15 protein-coding genes are annotated in these 19,336 nt (G+C 39.6%); 1 reads left to right on the forward strand and 14 read right to left on the reverse strand.

What is annotated here, in order from left to right:
* From G633_RS0102840 to G633_RS0102895, 12 genes are all read right to left on the reverse strand, one after another.
* Positions 1-1,407: an RsmB/NOP family class I SAM-dependent RNA methyltransferase gene (locus G633_RS0102840; protein WP_026519004.1), complete on the reverse strand. Its 1,407-nt coding sequence runs from the start codon at positions 1,405-1,407 to the stop codon at positions 1-3.
* Positions 1,408-1,473: 66 nt separating this feature from the next.
* Entirely contained in the window at positions 1,474-1,848 is a 375-nt protein-coding gene (locus tag G633_RS0102845) for a metal-dependent transcriptional regulator (protein ID WP_026519005.1), read from the reverse strand.
* 131 nt (positions 1,849-1,979) lie between these two features.
* On the reverse strand, positions 1,980-3,524 hold the full coding sequence (rny, locus tag G633_RS0102850) for a ribonuclease Y (protein WP_022767025.1): 1,545 nt from the start codon (positions 3,522-3,524) through the stop codon (positions 1,980-1,982).
* A gap of 290 nt (positions 3,525-3,814) precedes the next feature.
* Positions 3,815-5,563 carry an ABC transporter ATP-binding protein gene (locus G633_RS0102855; RefSeq protein ID WP_026519006.1) on the reverse strand — a complete coding sequence of 583 codons (1,749 nt, stop codon included), beginning with the start codon at positions 5,561-5,563 and terminating at the stop codon, positions 3,815-3,817.
* 231 nt (positions 5,564-5,794) lie between these two features.
* Positions 5,795-10,399: a class B sortase gene (locus tag G633_RS19035; protein ID WP_051199863.1), complete on the reverse strand. Its 4,605-nt coding sequence runs from the start codon at positions 10,397-10,399 to the stop codon at positions 5,795-5,797.
* Positions 10,400-10,551: 152 nt separating this feature from the next.
* Positions 10,552-11,013: a cellulase family glycosylhydrolase gene (locus G633_RS0102865; protein WP_026519008.1), complete on the reverse strand. Its 462-nt coding sequence runs from the start codon at positions 11,011-11,013 to the stop codon at positions 10,552-10,554.
* Positions 11,014-11,040: 27 nt separating this feature from the next.
* Positions 11,041-11,508: a regulatory protein RecX gene (locus G633_RS0102870; RefSeq protein WP_242838816.1), complete on the reverse strand. Its 468-nt coding sequence runs from the start codon at positions 11,506-11,508 to the stop codon at positions 11,041-11,043.
* Between the two features lie 235 nt (positions 11,509-11,743).
* Complete coding sequence (recA, locus tag G633_RS17185) at positions 11,744-12,823, reverse strand: recombinase RecA (RefSeq protein WP_035770421.1); 1,080 nt, start codon at positions 12,821-12,823, stop codon at positions 11,744-11,746.
* A gap of 213 nt (positions 12,824-13,036) precedes the next feature.
* The gene (locus G633_RS0102880) at positions 13,037-13,567 is read right to left on the reverse strand and encodes a hypothetical protein (RefSeq protein ID WP_022767020.1); all 531 of its coding nucleotides are present in this window, start codon (positions 13,565-13,567) and stop codon (positions 13,037-13,039) included.
* A gap of 27 nt (positions 13,568-13,594) precedes the next feature.
* Positions 13,595-13,993 carry a GerW family sporulation protein gene (locus G633_RS0102885; protein WP_022767019.1) on the reverse strand — a complete coding sequence of 133 codons (399 nt, stop codon included), beginning with the start codon at positions 13,991-13,993 and terminating at the stop codon, positions 13,595-13,597.
* A 23-nt stretch (positions 13,994-14,016) separates the two neighbouring features.
* Complete coding sequence (locus tag G633_RS0102890; protein WP_026519010.1) at positions 14,017-14,982, reverse strand: DUF2953 domain-containing protein; 966 nt, start codon at positions 14,980-14,982, stop codon at positions 14,017-14,019.
* 15 nt (positions 14,983-14,997) lie between these two features.
* Positions 14,998-15,336 carry a hypothetical protein gene (locus tag G633_RS0102895; protein ID WP_022767017.1) on the reverse strand — a complete coding sequence of 113 codons (339 nt, stop codon included), beginning with the start codon at positions 15,334-15,336 and terminating at the stop codon, positions 14,998-15,000.
* Between the two features lie 137 nt (positions 15,337-15,473).
* On the opposite strand from G633_RS0102895, the gene G633_RS0102900 reads away from it, so the two are divergent.
* Complete coding sequence (locus G633_RS0102900) at positions 15,474-16,535, forward strand: HD-GYP domain-containing protein (RefSeq protein WP_026519011.1); 1,062 nt, start codon at positions 15,474-15,476, stop codon at positions 16,533-16,535.
* 3 nt (positions 16,536-16,538) lie between these two features.
* Here the strand turns inward: G633_RS0102900 and G633_RS0102905 are convergent, their stop codons facing one another.
* Together G633_RS0102905 and G633_RS0102910 are read right to left on the reverse strand one after the other, a co-directional pair.
* A complete protein-coding gene (locus G633_RS0102905; RefSeq protein ID WP_026519012.1) occupies positions 16,539-17,981 on the reverse strand; it encodes a peptidoglycan D,D-transpeptidase FtsI family protein in 1,443 nt (480 codons plus the stop codon).
* A complete protein-coding gene (locus G633_RS0102910) occupies positions 17,959-19,335 on the reverse strand; it encodes an FtsW/RodA/SpoVE family cell cycle protein (RefSeq protein WP_026519013.1) in 1,377 nt (458 codons plus the stop codon). The genes G633_RS0102905 and G633_RS0102910 overlap by 23 nt, the downstream gene beginning before the upstream one ends.
* Position 19,336 lies beyond the last annotated feature (1 nt).

The following is a 19,336-nucleotide window of genomic DNA, read 5'->3' on the forward strand; positions in this document are numbered from 1 at the left end:
TCAGTAATTTATTCTAAGTCCTTTTGGATAATGATTTTTCAGCATACCTGATGCAAGCTTGGCCCAGCCTATGCTGTAGCCGTCGGTGGTCACAAGACACCACCCTTTCGATTTGTCTTTTCCGGCAAAAGAGCTGTCGGATAGCCTAAGTGTCTGCCCGTTTAGATACTGCTTGATATCAGCAGAATCTGATGGCAGGTCTACTGAGAGCTTGACATTTTCAGGCTTACTTGCAAGAGCAAGTGCATGGGATGGCTCAAAACGGTCTTTTTTCACAGTTCCAAGGTGAAGTCCGGGTCTTATGACTTTCAGGCCGTTTATACCGGGCATATCAGATGGCGTTAGGTAGAGCTGATCTCCAAAAGATATTATAATGCCCTCGGGAAGCTTAAAGCTCTTATCAAAGCATTCTTCCGCAAATGTGTTAAACACTTTGATCATCTCGATTTTAGCCTTGATGTTTCTACCACCGGGAATGTATGAGGCAGCTCCTGATACCATTTCACCGTCTCTTTTAAATACACAGAGAAAATGACCTTCACCACGTACTCTGTGAGGCCATAGTCTTACTGAATCAGCGACTTCCGCATTGCAGTCAGGATCTGCAAACTCAGTTCGACCATTCTCCATTCCGCCGGTGAGTTCAACGTGCATTACATGGAAATCAGGGTTTCGCTCCAAAAATGATGAGACGTTCTTTTCATTCTCTTCGGGCGAAAACGTGCATGTGGAATAGACAAGCCTTCCTCCGGGAACAAGCATTTTAGCTGCATTGTCCAGGATCTCTTTCTGTCTGGCTGCACACATCTCAACATTTTCAGGACTCCATTCAGAAAAGGCTTCTTCGTTCTTTCTGAACATGCCCTCTCCGGAACATGGTGCATCAACAAGGATCTTATCAAAGTATCCTTCGAAGACCTGAGAAAGATGGCCTGAATCCTCATTTAGAACAAGAGCGTTTTTTATGCCCATTCTCTCGATGTTAAGAGATAATATTTTAGCTCTGTCTCTGTTTATTTCATTTGTAACAAGAATGCCCTGGGAGTCCATTCTGCAAGCTATCTGTGTGGATTTTCCTCCTGGAGCTGCGCAGAGATCCAGGATCTTTTCACCGGGCTTGGGGTCAAGGAAATGGACCGGAGACATGGCTGAAGGTTCCTGGATATAGTAAATACCCGCTTCATGGTATGGGTGCTTGCCCGGGGCTGAATCTGCATCATAATAAAAGCCGTTTTCTTCCCAAGGAACAGGCTCTTTGCAGAAGTCCGGTTTCTCTTTTACCTTAAGAGGATTAAGTCTCAAGGCGTGATGTCTTTCCTCATCTTCTTCAAAAGATGAAATGAATTCATCATATTCTTTTTCCGAAAGGAGACTCTTCATCTTCTCCTTAAATAATTCCGGAAGCATATTGTACCTCATTTACTAACGAATAGGACCATAACCTTTAGTTATGATCCTATTAAAAGATTCTTATTAAAGCTCTTCTTTGTGTTCTTTTACAAATTTCTTGATGCCTTTGAAAGTCTCAGGGCTTATTATATGCTCAATCCTGCAGGCATCGGTCTCTGCTATCTCTTTATTTACCCCCGCTGTGAGCATCAGGAATTTGGTGAGATTGGTGTGCTTTTCATATACCTTCTTGGCAGTCTTAAGTCCTTCTTCGGTAAGCTTAAGCTCACCGTCATCTTCCATGATAACAAGGCCGTTTTCCTTCAAGATGCTGACGCCTCTTGATACACTGGGTCTCGAGAAACCAAGTTCATTTGCAACATCAATAGAACGTACAACTCCCTTTTTCTTCTTGAGGAGATATATGGTCTCGATATAGTCTTCACCTGATTCGTGCATAGTTGTACCCCCTTTATTTAATAGCGCACAATCTTTTTAAATATATAATACTATAGATATGAAGAATAAAAAAGAGGTTATCCAAAAAGGATAACCTCTTTTATGCATTTTTCTAAGCATAATGGATATCATTACTTAGCAAAGTCAGTTGCTCTGCTCTCTCTGATGATATTGACCTTGATCTGTCCGGGATATTCCATCTCGTCCTCGATCTTCTTGGCAATCTCACGAGCCATGATAACCATGTCTTCGTCAGTAACCTGCTCAGGAACTACCATTACCCTGACTTCTCGACCAGCCTGAATAGCAAATGAGTGATCAACACCCTTAAAGCTATTTGTAATATCTTCGAGTTCTTTTAATCGTGATGTGTATGTTTCAAGTGTCTCTCTTCTAGCTCCAGGTCTTGCTGATGAAATTGTATCAGCTGCCTGAACAAGAACTGCTATAAGGGACTGTGGCTCTACGTCACCGTGATGAGCCTCTACCGCATTGATAACAACCTGTGATTCCTTATATTTCCTACAGATATCAACACCGAGCTGAATATGTGAGCCTTCAAGCTCATGGTCAACAGCCTTACCGATATCATGAAGGAGTCCGGCTCTCTTCGCTACACGGACATCAAGTCCAAGCTCAGATGCCATAAGTCCACAAAGCTGTGCTACCTCTACTGAATGCTTCAGACAATTCTGTCCATAGCTTGTTCTGAACATCATACGTCCGAGAATCTTGATCACTTCAGGATGAAGTCCGTGAACACCTGCCTCGATAGCAGCATTTTCACCTTCTTCTTTGATCTTGGCAGCAACTTCTTTCTGTGCCTTCTCGACCATTTCTTCAATCCTTGCAGGATGGATACGTCCATCCACGATCAGCTTCTCAAGAGCGATACGTGCAACTTCTCTGCGGATCGGATCAAATCCGGAAATAACTACAGCCTCCGGTGTGTCATCAATAATAAGATCTACACCGGTCATAGTCTCGAGGGTCCTAATGTTACGTCCTTCTCTACCAATGATACGACCCTTCATCTCATCATTGGGGAGCTGTACTACAGATATGGTAGTCTCGGAAACGTGATCTGCTGCACAGCGCTGAATAGCACCTACAACTATTTCCTTGGCTCTCTTATCTGCTTCTTCCTTTGCCTCAGCTTCCATGTTCTTGATCATGATAGCTGATTCGTGTTTCACATCATCTTCAACGATTTTTAAAAGATACTCTTTGGCCTGATCGGAGGTTAAGCCAGAGATTTTTTCCAGTTCCTGTAGCCTCTGTTCGTTTAACTTAGCAACCTCTTCTGTCTTCTTGTTCAAGTTCTCTTCACGAGCACTTAAACTCTGCTCTCTTCGCTCGATAGCCTCGGTTCTCTTCTCGACATTTTCCTCTTTCTGCTGGATACGTCTTTCAGAGCGCTGCATTTCATTACGTCTGTCCTTGACTTCCTTCTCAAGATCATTTCTGGTCTTAAGGGCTTCTTCCTTAGCTTCAAGGAGCTTCTCACGCTTTGTGTCCTCAGCATTCTTAAGGGCTTCGTCGATGATTTTTCTTGCCCTCTCCTCAGCACTACCGATCTTGGCATCTGATACATTCTTAAAATGTGTTGTTGCCAAAAACCAGGTAATAAGAGCAGTGATGACAAGAGTTGCTACTACTGCAATTACAGTGGTCATTACAGGAGCACCTCCTTATTCAATTTTCATTGTACAATATTTTGTATAGCTTGCCTTAAATAAGCGCACTAATATACAAGATTACAACAGATTAATTTTACCCTATATTTGTTTTGGGTGTCAAGGTGCACATGCCCACTATATCAATAATCATTTTAAATATTTTATCTACAGTTCTTAATTATATGAATAAATCTTATTTTGATGTGTAAGGTCTTCGCTCATAACTTAATTACATTACCCTCATGTCTAGTCCCAAAACTTGTTACCTCTCAAAAAGATTGATTTTCCTAAAATTCATCTATCAGTCTTTGAATATCTGCCTGTTCAACTACTTGTGTCTTTTTATCAGCTATTCTGTATACCCTGTCACACTTAGACAAGACTGTAGGTCTATGAGTTGTAAGTATAATGATCTTCTGCGGATACAGCGTTCGTATATTATCAATTATTCTTCTTTCGGTTGCAACATCAATAGCCGAAGTTGCTTCATCAAGTAGCAAAATCGGAGATCTTTTGAGTAATGCTCTGGCAATAGCCAGTCTTTGATTCTGCCCCTCTGACAGACCTTGTCCATTTTGTCCGAGCATATGATCAAGTCTGTTAGGTAACTTTACAACAAAATCATAAATGCATGCTATTTTAAGAGCTTCATAAATTTCATCATCAGAAATCTCTGGTCTGATCATTTTCAGATTTTCACGTATTGTTCCAGCCATCATGGTATTGGTTTGCGGTACGTAAGAGACAATTGGTCTTGTCAGAATTCCCATATTAACTTCCCTGTCTCCGTCTGAAATGTAAACCTTTCCGCAATTTGCTGTGACTATCCCAAGTAAAACTCTAAGCATCGTGGTCTTACCCTCTCCGGATGGACCTATAATTGCAATTGTCTCGCCTACGCCGGCTGTAAGATTTGCCCCCTCAAAGACATCATAGTCATTTTTATATTTGAAATACATATCCTTTATATAAATCGAAAAGCCTTTATTCGCGATATCACTCAAAAGCTTCTTATTTTCTTCAGAATCAAAGTTCTTTTCGTCTGGTATTAAAAGAAGCTTCTTAACTCTGTCAGACGCTGCCATATATGCCATTATTGTTGGTATGAGATCCAAAAGCTTTTCCATTGCTCTGGCTATCTGTAGTGCCAAAAATGCAATTACAGAAAGTGAGCCAAAAGATATGACACCTGAATGCACTCTATAAAACATCCAAATAAACAATATAAAAGCTGCTGCTATTCCGGCAAGAGAAGATGCAGCATAAGAACTCATTATATATTTATTAGTAGTTAAATCTATTTTTTTTCTGTCTATTTCTATCCGGTTCATTCTATCATAGAAATAATCTTTAATACCGAAAGCTTTAACAGCCTGTATATTTTCGAAGGTTTCAACATTATATGAGTTTATCTTTGATTCAATCTCACGTATTTTCCCTTCCGATTCGTATATCTTTCCCATAAAAATTCGTGATGCGATAATTACAATCGGTGCTATTACAATTGCAAGAAAAACCATACTATAATCCAAGTAAATCATATAGATTCCCGCACTTGTAATTAAGGTCAACTCTGCTATAAGTGTCGGAACAAGTCCACTGGTATTACCTGCAATAGTCTTTATGTCTGATGATAATCTCGTAATAAGATCACCTGAATGATAATCCGAAAGTTCTTGCCATGAGGCATCCATAATCTTGCGATAAATTTTTAACTCTAGGTCATTATACATTCCATTGTAATTTCTGCAGGCAAATCGATTACTGATAATTGAAATTATTATGTTTGCAATGTATAACCCCAATAATATCAGTCCTGTGCCAAGCATTTTTGATATGTTATCTTCAAGTGCCAGATCAACAATATTTCCTATTCTGCTAGTCATATAAATCTGATAAACTGCTTGCAAGATTAAAATGACAATGTATAAATATAGTCTTGATTGATAGTTCTTTAAAACATTCAAAGCCCACTTCATTGTTTTAAAGACTTCAATAAACAGATGAACATTTGCTTTTTTATATGGCAATTGCATGTTATGCTCCTTATATAAGATCAAAGATGAGTATTAAAGAACATCTTTAATTCGATTTTAAATTATAACATCTTTTGTCACTTATCCGTATAGAAAAATATAATTAGATCTTATGCCATCCCAGATAATACGTATTAAAAAGCATTCTGTAAACAAAACACCTCTTGCCCAAAAAGACAAGAGGCGCATAACATAAGAGTATTTACCGATGTCAATACCAGCCAATCTCTACTATTCATAATCATATGAATCAGTTCTTACTCCGCAAACTATCAGTCTTGTATTCTCATCATCTGTACATGTTGACAGAGTTATAACGTGATCTGATTCGTTTGTCTGAATTCCCGTATCAATCAGCGAATCACGTTCAAGCTTTTTAAGAGTCTTCCAATAATTTGAAGGCTCTTTTCCAAATGTCCAGAATACATCATGGCTGTCAGCTACTTCTTCGCATGCAAAAATCTGATATCTGTAAACCGAATCATTTGTGAAAATCTGAAAATATTGATGTTCATCATAATATTCCGGATCTGTCTCATAGTAGCGAAGTTTACCAAACATAGACATGTCTTTCATATTATGGCCGTAAACCAGGCTGTGCGGATCCGAAAAATCAGGTGACGACTCGCAATCAACAAAGATTGCGCCAGCCTTTGATTTCTTACCGGTATATGCAGTAGTAACATATTTTGAATTATCACCGGAAAACATTATCGGATAACTGATATCCTCATTCTCGAAATAAATCCATCCAACTGCCTCAGGATACTTCTTTTGGAGTTCAGTCATATTAACATTTACATGCTTCCACTCTTCTCGTTCCTTTTTCACTCCTGCAACCTCGGGCCTTTCCTCCGGTTGATCAGGTGTTTCCTCAATATAAGTCTCCTCTGCTTCACTATAAATGTGCTCAGCTTCTTCATACTGATTTCTTGTAGTGAAAAGAGCAATTGAAGAACCAACTATTGCAATCGCACTGATAATGCATAAAATCTTGGCACTGTTTTCACGAATTTTGGTGATCAAAAACTTTATAGTTGTGCTTATTTTATCACCTGTGTATAATTCGTGAGCTGAAAATGCAAAAGTAATTAGACCAACTACCAAGATAATTACCCATAGCCATACTATAGGAAGTGTATCTCCGGTTTTAGGCGCTCTTGAATCACCATTAACATCCTTAGTATCACCCTTAGCCTCTTTTATAGCTGACCAGCCTGCTATTAGTGTAATATTTTTTGTTATCGGTGTATCAAAGTTATATGCAGACGCAGTGGTAGTATTCTTAGATGATGTTGTACCGGTTGTCGCAGCCCCCTTCAGATACCATCCCTTGAATGTATATCCATCTTTTACAGGATCGGAAGGTTGTGAAACCTTATCGCCGGATTTAACTTTAACTGTTGTTTTTTCTGTTCCGTTGTCAAAAGTTACAGTGTAATACTGAATTGATGACTGATATGCTACAGCGTAAGTCGAAAATTTATATGCATAAACAATTATCTTGCCATTAGACTTATCTAATTTATAACGTTCCCCGGAACCACTTGTACTCATGGAACTTACAGTACCATCATGTTCCCTGAGTAAAGTTATGTTTTTCTTGTCACTGAAATCGTAGGATATTTCAAATGGAAGAAGTACAGCTTTCTTATTGTTATCAACAACCTCTGAAACATTGCTTTTACTTGAAGAACCATTTGTAGTAACCGTCTGATTTACATCAATTTCAATTATATCGGCGAAATATGCTGTTGTACTTCCTACATCTGATGAATCCTGAGAATCTCTGGTCAGATTCTTCTTTCCTTTAAACTCGTCAATGATTGAGTCCGAGAGTTCAGCAGAAGCAAAATTCATATTTACAACAACATCGTCATAAGGAGTACCAACTGTTTCAGCATAAGTCTGAAGCTTAGCTTTTCCTTCGTTATTGAGTGATACACCTTTTACATTTGTCTTTAATTCACTTGGCATATAATATGAAGAATTGGATACTCTCTTATGTTTTTCAAGTGAGTATACATCCCATAAAGAATCAAGAGAAAAAGCAAACTCAACATTCGATCCGGAAGGAACATTAACCCATGACATCCCCAGTGACCCCTGTTTGTTTTCAAGCAAATTGAGTTCACTGCTTGTGTAAGCGAGTGGATGCGATGGATTTTGAATACCCATCCATACTTTTAGACCTGTTGTGGTTATCGGCAGAACAGCATATGCCGGTAACTGGATCGCTTCAGCCTTACTTTTCATCTTAGTAGATGCTGTTTGGATAGAATCAACAGCCATGTATGTGACGCAATCTATAGCGCCACTATTTTTATTTGCATAAATGGTACCGTTTGTTGCATAAGTTGCAATTGAATTATTGCCAATAGCAGTGTCTTCTCCAAATGCAAAAGAGCGGTAACCATCTGGCAGATTTGCTGAACCATACAAAATCGAAGGATCGTTTTCGTTAAACCTGAAATACAGCTCTTTCAAAGCTGCCCCAGCGCCAAAACCTGAACTTATTGGATTTGCCTGCTCGCTTGATAGAACTTTCCATCCTTCACCACTTGCAGTAGTTGTAAGCATATCATCTTCAAAGTCTCCGATTACATCGAAGGTCTGTACTACTCTTCCTGCCGAAGTTGTTATAGAATTGAGCGTATATGCCATAGTACCATTTGTAATATAGCACTGGTCTGAATCAGTATTTACACCAACCCAGTCTCGTAACATATCTGAGTTTTTGGTTATTACCTGAACAGCATTACTTGCCTGACCATTGATTCGACATCTGTACCATTTTCCTACAGCAGAAGAAGAACTAACGCCATATTCCTGAGTGTTAGCATACATGATAGGAGTAAAAGAGCTGTCGACATTTGTATCACTGCTCTCCCATTGATAAGAAACAGCTCCTTTTTCTTGTGCATTACTATTAATCCTTATAGGCATTTTAAGCTTAAAGGAATTTGTACCAAGCTCTATACCGGATGGATAACCTCCATTTTCGAAGTCAACTGTTTCTGCGGAAATATCTCCAATGCTCAATGTGAGAGCATATGTAAGTCCGCCGTAAGTTATATCTAATGTTGTCTCGATATTCTTTTGAGGCTTTTGAACAACCAAAAACCACTTACCCGAATTACTTGGCTTAAACAGGCCATTATCATCAATTGTCGGTATTGTTTGGCCACTTGAATCTATTTCATATTCCAGTGTATCAACGTAGATGTAATTCACTAATGAGTCGTCTGTTGAAATTGTATTTATTTCTTTTCCATCGTCATCTTGAGCAATCTGCAGTTCCTTGAGAACATCATCCAAAGATACTACTGACTGTTTAATCTCGTAATTAAGCTCTCCTTCATAGCTAAATCTAAGAACATACGTTGAGAAACCATATGTTACAGCTTCAATAGCCTTAGCATCTTCAACATCAACAACTACTGCTGCTAACTTTTCAACTACTATATCATCTGAAGATGAATTGTCTTCGGACATACTACGAGTTGCTCCCAGAACAGCTGATTCAGAATCTTCCTGCTTCTTTTCATCCAATATATGATAAATATCTGCTTTAAGAGATTCATTCGTTACTTCTTCCGATTCAAATGATACAATTACTCTGCCTTTTTCAGTATCAGGCTCAATTTCTTTACCATTTTCATCAAGAATCTGTATGTCAAATGAGTATGATTTTACGACATTACAATCTGTCTCAATCTGTTCCGATAATACGCTATTTACTCTTTCTTCTTGCTCTCCATCAAGCTTACTTGCATTAACAGAAGCACCTAAAGGAAATACTCCCTTATCTGCTCTTACTCTTATTTTGACGCCGTCTACTTCTACAGTTTCATCAAACTCGAAGTACTCTTCTATAATCTTAACTGTAATGGTCGGGAGCTTGGCCTCAACATAGTAGAAATCCGGAATAAGCAATATCGGTGTAAATACATATTCCATTCCTACCATATTAGGATCATATTCGTCAGTTCCATTAAGGACAGGATCGAGTATCCACTTAATTCCTGATACCATCTCATGACTAATTTCATCGTCATTAACAGAATCAATTGCATGGACTCTGCTCATACCAAGTACATCTTTAATCTTGCCAATGAGTCCTTCTCCGTTTTCGGTTTCTTCCTCCTCTATCGGAGCATCTGTTTCTTCAAAGAATGTAATCGAATCACCATCTTCACTGACTTCTTCATCATTCGTTTCAGAATCATCAGGTACTATGTTGTCCGAAGATGAATTTGAACTATTGTCATAGACATCTTCAACGCTATCACTGCTTTCTACATCATTTATCTCATTATCATTTTCGCTTGAATCACTTTTATCTATAACGCCTGAAGATACCTCTCCTGTTTCTGAGTCAAAGAACATGATATCATCACTGGGGTCTTCTTCCAGTTCTTCATCTTCTGGTTCTTCATTTTCTAGCCCTTCAGTTTCTGACACATCTTCAGACTTATGGCTAGCGCGCTCACTCCCCAGTTGTTTAGCTATTCTTTCATCATGATCAGTATCAGCGACAACATCAATATTTAATGTGTCAGGAAAGAAAATATCTTCTAATGCAGTTCCTGCTTTTACCTCTTGATAAGCAATTTCATCAGGCAATTCTTCAAATCCTGATATCTTGACATAGACCTGTTCATCAGAAATATCCGACTCATTAGATTCAACATCTTCCTCATATTCTTCCACTTGAGTATTTTCAGTTAAATCAGTACCATCATAGAAAACTGCATCTGAAATAAACGGAGCAAAAGCAACATTTGACACAAAAATAATATTTGCAATAAGGACAGATACAATCTTTTTTCTCATATTAATCTCCTGCACAATACTTCAAACAAAGAAAAACCCACAATTATATTTTAACGAATTATTGTTACACAAAATCGTAAAATTAAGAAATTTAATTTTTATTTTAGAATATTGTGCGACTATATAACGTCAAGCCAAATCACCTCAATACTCTATACGCTATATTTCTGATCAAATGTGAAATAATGCCGTACTCTCCCAGTATCTCGAACCAGTCCACAGCAGATCTGTAATCCCTCATGATGAGATGCTGTGTAGAAATGAAGAACATACATTACATTATCGTACGGAAGTGGCTTTCTTACGCATGGCGCGAGATTTCTGTCATAATCGGGAGTGCCGACAAGAATAAGGGAATCAGTACAATTATTACGTATAATTTTTATTATCTGCTCTGAATATCCATAAACATCATTCCAATCTGTGTCACAATTGGGCTCATTACATATTTCGTAGATAATATTTGGAACAGATGAATATTCGGATGAAATCATCTCAAAGAAAGCCTTAGCTGCATCAATATTGATGTTTGGGTCATTGTCTTCTAGAATATGCCCGTCTACGATTACATACATATCGTTATCAACAGCATATATAAAAAAGAACTGATTCAACAATGTGAATCAGTTCTCTTTTATTGATTATTCATCATAAAGTTCCATTGCTCTGCGAATATCAGACATTTGAAAGCCTTTCCGCAAAAGAAACGCCATTATCTTCTGTTTCTCTTTATATTCTGTCTGTTCAGGATCATAGTGTTTCTTGGAAAGTAGCTTTTTAATCTGTTCAAGTTCTATTTCAGAATCCTCTTCTACATAAAGTTCCTCAACTATAGGCATAAAGACATCTTTACTGATACCCTTCCCTGAAAGATCCTGGATAATTCGGTTCTTAGACCTTATGGACATATGGTAAGAGATATAATCTCTGGCGTATCGTTCATCATCTAAGTAGTGATATGCTTTTACATAATGAATCGCATCATCCATGATTTCTCTTGGATAAAGACCTTCTGATAACTTATCACGTAGCTGTTTCTCAGTGTAGTCTTTCTTTTGCAAGAGATTCATAGCTCTTAGTTTACAGCGCTTAGGAAGAACAACATCCATAATCTCTTGGTAATTTGTCTCAGATAGCTCCTGTCCTTCTCTTATACTGTAATCTCGTAATTCCCCTTTATATAGAACGAATGTAAATTCACCATCCAAATATACTTTGCATCTCTTTTTATCTAATTCAACTATATTTGTGACTGTCATAATATCCCCACACAATATTTAAAGTAATCCCCTGATAGTTATATGAACTATCAGGGGACAAAAAAATCGACTAATTATGGTACTATCATTCAGCCTTGGCTGCTCTGCCCTTCTTAGCTGGTTCTTTCTCTGCAGACTCAGCTGCCTTAGGTGCTGCCTTGGCGCCGTCTACAGGAAGACCAAAATGAGCTCTTACCTTGGCATCGATCTCTGCAAGTACCTGTGGATTGTTCTCAAGGTAGAGCTTAGCATTCTCACGACCCTGACCAATCTTCTCACCTTCGTACTGGTACCATGCGCCTGACTTGTTAACGATGTCAGCGTTTGCTGCAAGATCAAGGACATCACCGGTCATAGAGATTCCCTTACCGAACATGATATCAAACTCAGCCTCTTTGAAAGGAGGAGCAATCTTGTTCTTAACCACCTTAACTCTTGTTCTGTTACCGATGTTCTCACCATTCTGCTTGATAGCTTCAATTCTACGTACATCCATACGAACTGATGAGTAGAACTTAAGAGCACGTCCACCGGTTGTGGTCTCAGGATTACCGAACATGATACCAACCTTCTCACGGAGCTGGTTGATGAATATTACTGTGCAGTTAGACTTGCTGATAACTGCTGTGAGCTTACGAAGGGCCTGTGACATAAGTCTTGCCTGAAGACCTACATGTGAATCTCCCATATCTCCGTCAATCTCGGCCTTGGGAACAAGAGCTGCAACAGAGTCAACAACTACTATATCGATAGCTCCTGATCTAACCATTGTCTCTGTGATTTCAAGAGCCTGCTCGCCTGAATCAGGCTGTGAAATATACAGGTTATCAACGTCAACTCCGATATTCTTGGCATATACAGGGTCAAGGGCATGCTCAGCATCGATAAATCCGGCAATTCCACCCCTCTTCTGAACTTCAGCGATCATGTGAAGTGTTACGGTTGTCTTACCACTGGACTCAGGTCCGTAGATCTCAACGATTCTTCCCTTAGGGATTCCACCAAGTCCAAGTGCAATATCAAGGCTCAGAGATCCTGTAGGGATAGTCTCAATGTTCATTGTATCCGAGGAATCACCAAGCTTCATAACAGCGCCTTTTCCGAACTGCTTCTCAATCTGGCCAAGGGCTGCTTCCAATGCTTTTTGTTTTTCTTCTCTTTCCATATTTCCTCCTTTTAGAACATCCGTTCGTCTTGATAATATAAATATAAAACAGATGTTCGATTGTGTCAATAAATTTTTAACTATAAAAATGAAAATTCCGGCAGATACGCCAGACGTTTAGTCCCCACTAAACACACAAGTCATTGCACAGACACTGCAATGACTTGGTTATAATATCATATTAAAATTTTAGTGTCAAAAGAATTTTCCTTATCACATGGACATGTCATAATGACTGCAGCGAACTCTGTACTCTTCGTTAATAAGCTGCACCATGTAGGAGTCACCACTTACATTATCCGGGTGGAACATCTTCATGAGGTCCTTATATCTCTTTTTCAAAGTAAGCGGACTGTTGACACCTCTAAAGAGCATATCAATGGCATCATACTCATCCTCTCTCTGATAAGCCTTTTCTCTCTCGAGTCTGATAAATTCACTCTCGAGCTTCTTCTTATCGGAGTTAAGCTGATCAAAACCATTGTTCAATATCCTGAGTCTCTGATCGAATAATGCCTTTTCATTGTTGAGCTTTCGGGTTGCTGTCTCAAGTTTCTTCTCAGCAGCATCCATCCTCTCTTTAAAAGCCATTTCGTCTCTGTAGAGTCCCTCGTACTGCTCAGAAAGAGCACTTTCCTGGTTCTCGAGACGTACGCTTTCCTTGAAAAGCCATATTCTGAGCTCTGCAAGCTCGTCTTCTGTTCCGTTTAAAATGATTTCTTCAATATTTCTTTTTTCTTCCATAAGGAATCCCCCCGCCTTGTGGATTTATTACTTCTCCTCAGTGCCCTCAGGGAAAGCAATGTTTACTGCTTCATCATCATCCATGATTCCTTCGTTCTTAGCGCTGAACTTGTTCATGATGTCAGGAACCAGATCAAGTACCTTGGTAACTGCGTCCTGATTCTTGATGTTAACAAGTTTAGTTGAACCATTCTTTATAACAAGGACTGCACTTGGTGACATCTTGGCACCAAATCCGCCACATCCTCCATTCTTTTTATCGGCAGAAGTTGAGCCTGCCCCAACCCCAAATGAAACATCTACCAATGGAAGTATGATTGTATCTCCAACCTTAGTAGGCTCTCCGATCACTGTCTTGGTGCTCATTACTCTGTTCATACCGCTGAGTAAGGATTCTACAACACCGCCAAAATTATTCTCTGCCATGATACCCCTCCAAAATATATAAATTATGAATTGATAATCTTCTTAAATCTTTTTATTGTCTTCTTCACATCCTTGTTGAAATAGCAAACAGCTGCGCTGTAGACAATAGTAAATAATGTTATATGTCCTTTGATATGAGCATCAGTCATTATGACTTTCCGCTCGAAATCAGGTTCGAATCTGACCTTCTTGTACAGATAAGGATACAGTGCTCCATAGCCGGCCATGATCTCTGCTGTCTGGGCCGGATCTCCGGTGCCTAGCATTAAATCTATATCATATTTATCCGGCAGGATCATCTTGATTATCTTGATCAGTTTCTTCTTAACAAGTGCAAATGCTCTCTTGAAAATATCGTTTTCAAGGGTGCTTTTAATCATTTCTATCTTATCACAAACTCTAGATATTGTATATCGTATTTTTTCAAACACATTTAGTGGTGTTTTCAGAATATTGTCTATTTTATCTATAATATTCCATAAAACATCAAGAAAAGATTTAGGCTCTTCATCCTCGGTTTTCATTTCAAGATCTGAACCTGTTTCTGAAGCCTCAGAATCAGTTACTTCTTCACTTGGTTTAACATTCTCCGGTTTCTCTTCTTCCTTCTTTTCCTCCGAAGTCATATCTTCTAACGGCTTCTCATCAGTATCTTTTTCCTTGTCTTTGTCCTTCTTTTTGCTTTCTTTTTCAGGTTTCTCTTTCTTTGGAAGGATCTTTATCCCAAAGACTCTCAGCGTGAACTCTTTGTTCTTGGGGAATTCTATTCCGCCTCTTATAACAAACAATAGCCAGTGAAAAGACACTTTGGCGAATACCTTATCCGTATCAAAGCCGTTATCAAGCTCCGTCTCCGGAACATTTGCATCTATCCTGTAAAAGATCGGTGCAAACAAAACCAATAACAGAAGTAAGAGAATAACTGCCAGTATCACCAGCAGCACAATTCCTATTATTTTTAAAACCGTCAAAACTCCAGTAAGTAACATAATACACTCCGGTAATTATTTTTTAGTATCCTTATCATCCAGGTAATCCAGAATTCTTCCCTCATAGCCGGCCTTTATAGCTTCATCCGTAATCTTAAGCACAAGATCAAGGGCTTCGTTATAACTTCCTGCAATCCCGTATATATATGCAGGATTGTCTCTGAAATATTTTTGCTGAAGGAATGCACTGTGGATAATATCAAGCTGATCACCGTCGGAATCAGCTCTTTTTAAACAATAGATCGTGAACTGTCCTCTTCCGTGAGAGAGTCTCCATTTCACCTGCGAATGCATCTTAATAGAATCACCCCAATAGAGGTTCTTATAGAATCGGCAAAAGCCTCTTGATCTCATACCCCAAAACATCTCCCAAATATCGTTTATCTGCATAAAAACAAATTGAATGTCGTCTTATAAACAGATATACTTATATTATCATATAGATTTAGATTTTTAAATTATGATTGCACTTCATTTATCGGAGGAGTCGTATGAAGTCTGTTGCTAGAATGGAGCTAAAACCGGGGATGGTTGTAGCTGAAGACGTCTTGAATTATCAGAATGAGATCATAGTTTCAAAGAACACCAAAATAAATGATACAATCATTGAGAAACTGGCAAGGCAGTCTATTTTGGTTGTCCCCATCAAGGAAGAAGCAGACTTTGCCACCACTCATTTCGAAAAAGTCCGTCTGACAGAAGGCTTTAAGGCCTTTGAATCCACCTATAGAATATATTTCCCTGTTTTCAAAAATCTCGTAGTAAGTGCGGTAACCAACAGAACTCCCATTAACATGAACCAGCTTATGGAGGTTTATCGCAATATCATTGTATGCGCAAAAAGTGGAGAACTACTTCTTGATTACCTCTACAATATGCTTCCCGGTGAGGATGACATGACTCACGCTCACTGCCTTAACTCCGCTCTCATCGCCGGCGTATTTGGCACATGGCTCGGTCTTTCCAATGAGGACATCAACCTCCTCATTCAGTGCGGATTTGTCTATGACATCGGCAAGCTCAGCATTCCTTATCAGATCCTCTGGAAACCCGAAAGGCTCACTTCTGAAGAATACAGGCTTGTAATGAGACATACCACCATCGGATACGATTTTTTAAAGAGCTATGGCTCTTTTGACGAGCATATTTTAAATGCAACTCTTCAGCATCACGAGAGGTGCGATGGTTCAGGCTATCCCAAATCACTTCAATCAAATGAAATCGATCAGTTCGCCAAATATATAGCAATTATCGATACTTATGAAGCCATGACTTCGCCAAGAACCTATCGTCAGAAGCTCAATCCATTCCAGATCATAGCTAACTATGAGAACGAAGGCTTCGTTAAATATGACTTTGCTGCTATCAAGTCCATCCTGTCACATATAGCAAACTCTCAGCTTGGCTTTAACGTACAGCTTAGTAACGGCCAGATCGGAGAAGTCATATTAATAAATGAGAAGGCGCTCTCACGCCCTCTCGTTAAACTTAGTGACAATTCACTTATTGACCTTTCGACCAACATGCAACTGGCCATTGTTTCAGTATTCTGATGCTCACTCCACTCCGAAGTATGCATCGAAGATTCTCTTAGCAATAGGTACAGCGAAACTTCCACCGCTTCCTGCGTTCTCCACGATAATGGTCACGCAGATCTCCGGATCATCAGCAGGTGCAAATCCTGTAAACCATGCATGAGAATCAGTTGTAGTATTGGTAAATTCAGCAGAACCGGTCTTTCCTGCCGCTGTGTAGGAAAGGCCTTTTAATTTGCTTGCAGTTCCGGACTCAACAACTTCTTTCATCATGCCCTTTATTGTATCAGCCTCAAGGGCAGTCATTAGTCTCTTATAGGAATCAGGCTCATAATTCTTAACAGTCTTTCCATCTACGCTCTTAATTGAATCCACCAGATAAGGCTTCATCAGAACACCTTCATTGGCAATTGCACAGGTGATCATATTCATGTGCATAGGCGAAACTGAAGTTGCTCCCTGACCGATAGAGAGCTGCATTACATCTCCCACGCTTGTGCTCTGGTCAACTTTGGCACTGCTCTTTGCATACAGGATATCTATTGGAAGCTCCTGGTTAAACAAAAGCTGATTTATTGTTTCGGAAAAGACCTTTCGATCAAGGCTTACACCTATGTTGGCGAAGGATGAGTTACAGGACTCAGCAAATGACTTTGTAAGATCCACACTGCCATGTACCTCTCCGTGAAAGCACTGAATGCTCTCTCCCTCAGCCTGAAACCTTCCATTACAGCTAAACTTATAATTTGTATAATCCTTTGGATGCTGCTTTAAATACGCAAGTGTTGTAATGATCTTAAAGGTTGATCCCGGAGGATACATGCCCTGCGTTGCTCTGTTTAAAAGCTTGGCATCGGGTGATTTGTCTGCAAGAAGGCTCTCCCAGTCACTCTGAATTGTGTTTGGGTCAAAATCAGGTTTTGACACCATGGCAAGGACTTCTCCTGTCTTCGGATTTGTTACAACTATTGCTCCCTTTCTGGCTGAAAGTGCGTTGTAAGCAACCTCCTGGAGATTTACATCAAGTGTTGTGATGCACATATCTCCGGGATACTTGCTTCCCTGTGTATCCAGTGCAACCTTATCAGGCAGATCAATACTTGTATTTATCAGGTAATAGTTGGCAAGGGCTTCTATACCTGCCTTTCCGTTTGTTGAATAACCTACCACGTGAGCAAATTCTTTCCCATAGGGATAGACACGGGCATCCTTGCCGTTTGCATCGGTCTCTGAGTAAGCCAGCACATCTCCGTTTCTTGAAAGTATCGATCCGCGAAGGTTTTGATTCAAAAGGATCTGCTGTCTGGTGTTGTAGCTGTTGTTCATAAGAACCTGTCTGTTGTTATACGCATAAACACTGATATATCCCAGCATCACACAGAAAATCAGAGCATAAAACGCAGAGATGACAAGTATTGGATATGATCGTATTTTCTTTTTCTTAGGCTTTTGTTGTTGTTCCATTCTGTCTTCTTTCCTGCTCGCGTTTTTGTTTTCGCCTCTCCATGGCTTCGAATCTCTCGTCTGTCCTTATCATGCAGATACCTTCTGCTATCATGATCATCACAATTGATACAAGGACAGATGTTCCTCCGTAGCTGACCAGAGGCAGTGTTACACCGGTAAGAGGGATGAACTTGGCACCTCCGCCGATTGTAAGAAACGTCTGGAATATGTAAGCTACACCAATTCCGCAAACCACCATTCGGTAGTATTTATCCTTGATATAATAGCCCTCATACATGAGCATAAAGAATGTGCTGACACAGACAAGCGCCATAAGAACAGCATAAATTACCCCCATTTCCTCAGCAATTGCCGAGAAAATGAAATCCTGCTCAACATAAGGAATTGATCTGGGAGAACCACCATATAGTCCAAGGCCAAACCAGCCTCCACTACTAATACCGAACAGAGATTGCGAGAGCTGATAGCCGGAAGTCTCTATATCTCCGAAGGGATCAAGCCAGGCCTGAACTCTTAGTCTTATATGGGAAAAGAGCTTGTAAGCAACCACGCTGGCTACCGCCCCCAGTCCAAGGCCTATGAAGAGATATCCGATGTTCTCAGTAGAAATATAGATCAGTGCCAGATATATGACAAAGAATATAAGCGCACTACCAAGGTCCCTTGAAAGAACAAGAATGATCACATGTCCGGCTGCTACGACTGATGCAAGAAACAGCTGCCAGATATTTTCCGCCTCAAGAAGCGCTCCGGCCATAAAAAATAAGAACAGCACCTTAACTGCCTCAGACGGCTGGAATGTAATTCCCGCAAGGGTAAAAGAAATCTTGGAACCATTAGTAACAGCGCCGTATAAAAGCACTGCTCCTATGGCAACAATCCCGGCTCCTGCGTATATCCAGGTCAGTTTCTTCAGATAATCAAATCTAAGGATCACCTCAGGAATAAAAAAGCCAATGATAAAGGAAGCAGTTACGATAAAGAACTGCTTGACGGCCTTATCATAGGAAAGTCTTGTCAGGATTATCATTCCGATCATCAGAAGAAGGCAGGTATTGTTGATAAGAAGCCTGTTGCCTTCAGGATAGATAACATAAAACAGCATCAGCACCGATGCGAAGATGATTATCTGAAACGCAAAGAAAAAGAGATAAACAGGCTTACCGGTCCTTGCTATTATCTGGATAAAACAGGAAACCTGCATGGCAAACATGCAGATGATCTGTCTTATGTATAAGCCTTTTCTCTTCTTCTCTGTCTTGTATCTAAAGGCCATGAAAGCCTCTATCACATAGATCAGCATAAAAATATCAATGACATATTTTGATATCTCAGTTACGTATAATTCCATT

The organism is Butyrivibrio sp. FCS006 (genome assembly GCF_000424525.1).
Lineage (GTDB): Bacteria > Bacillota > Clostridia > Lachnospirales > Lachnospiraceae > Butyrivibrio.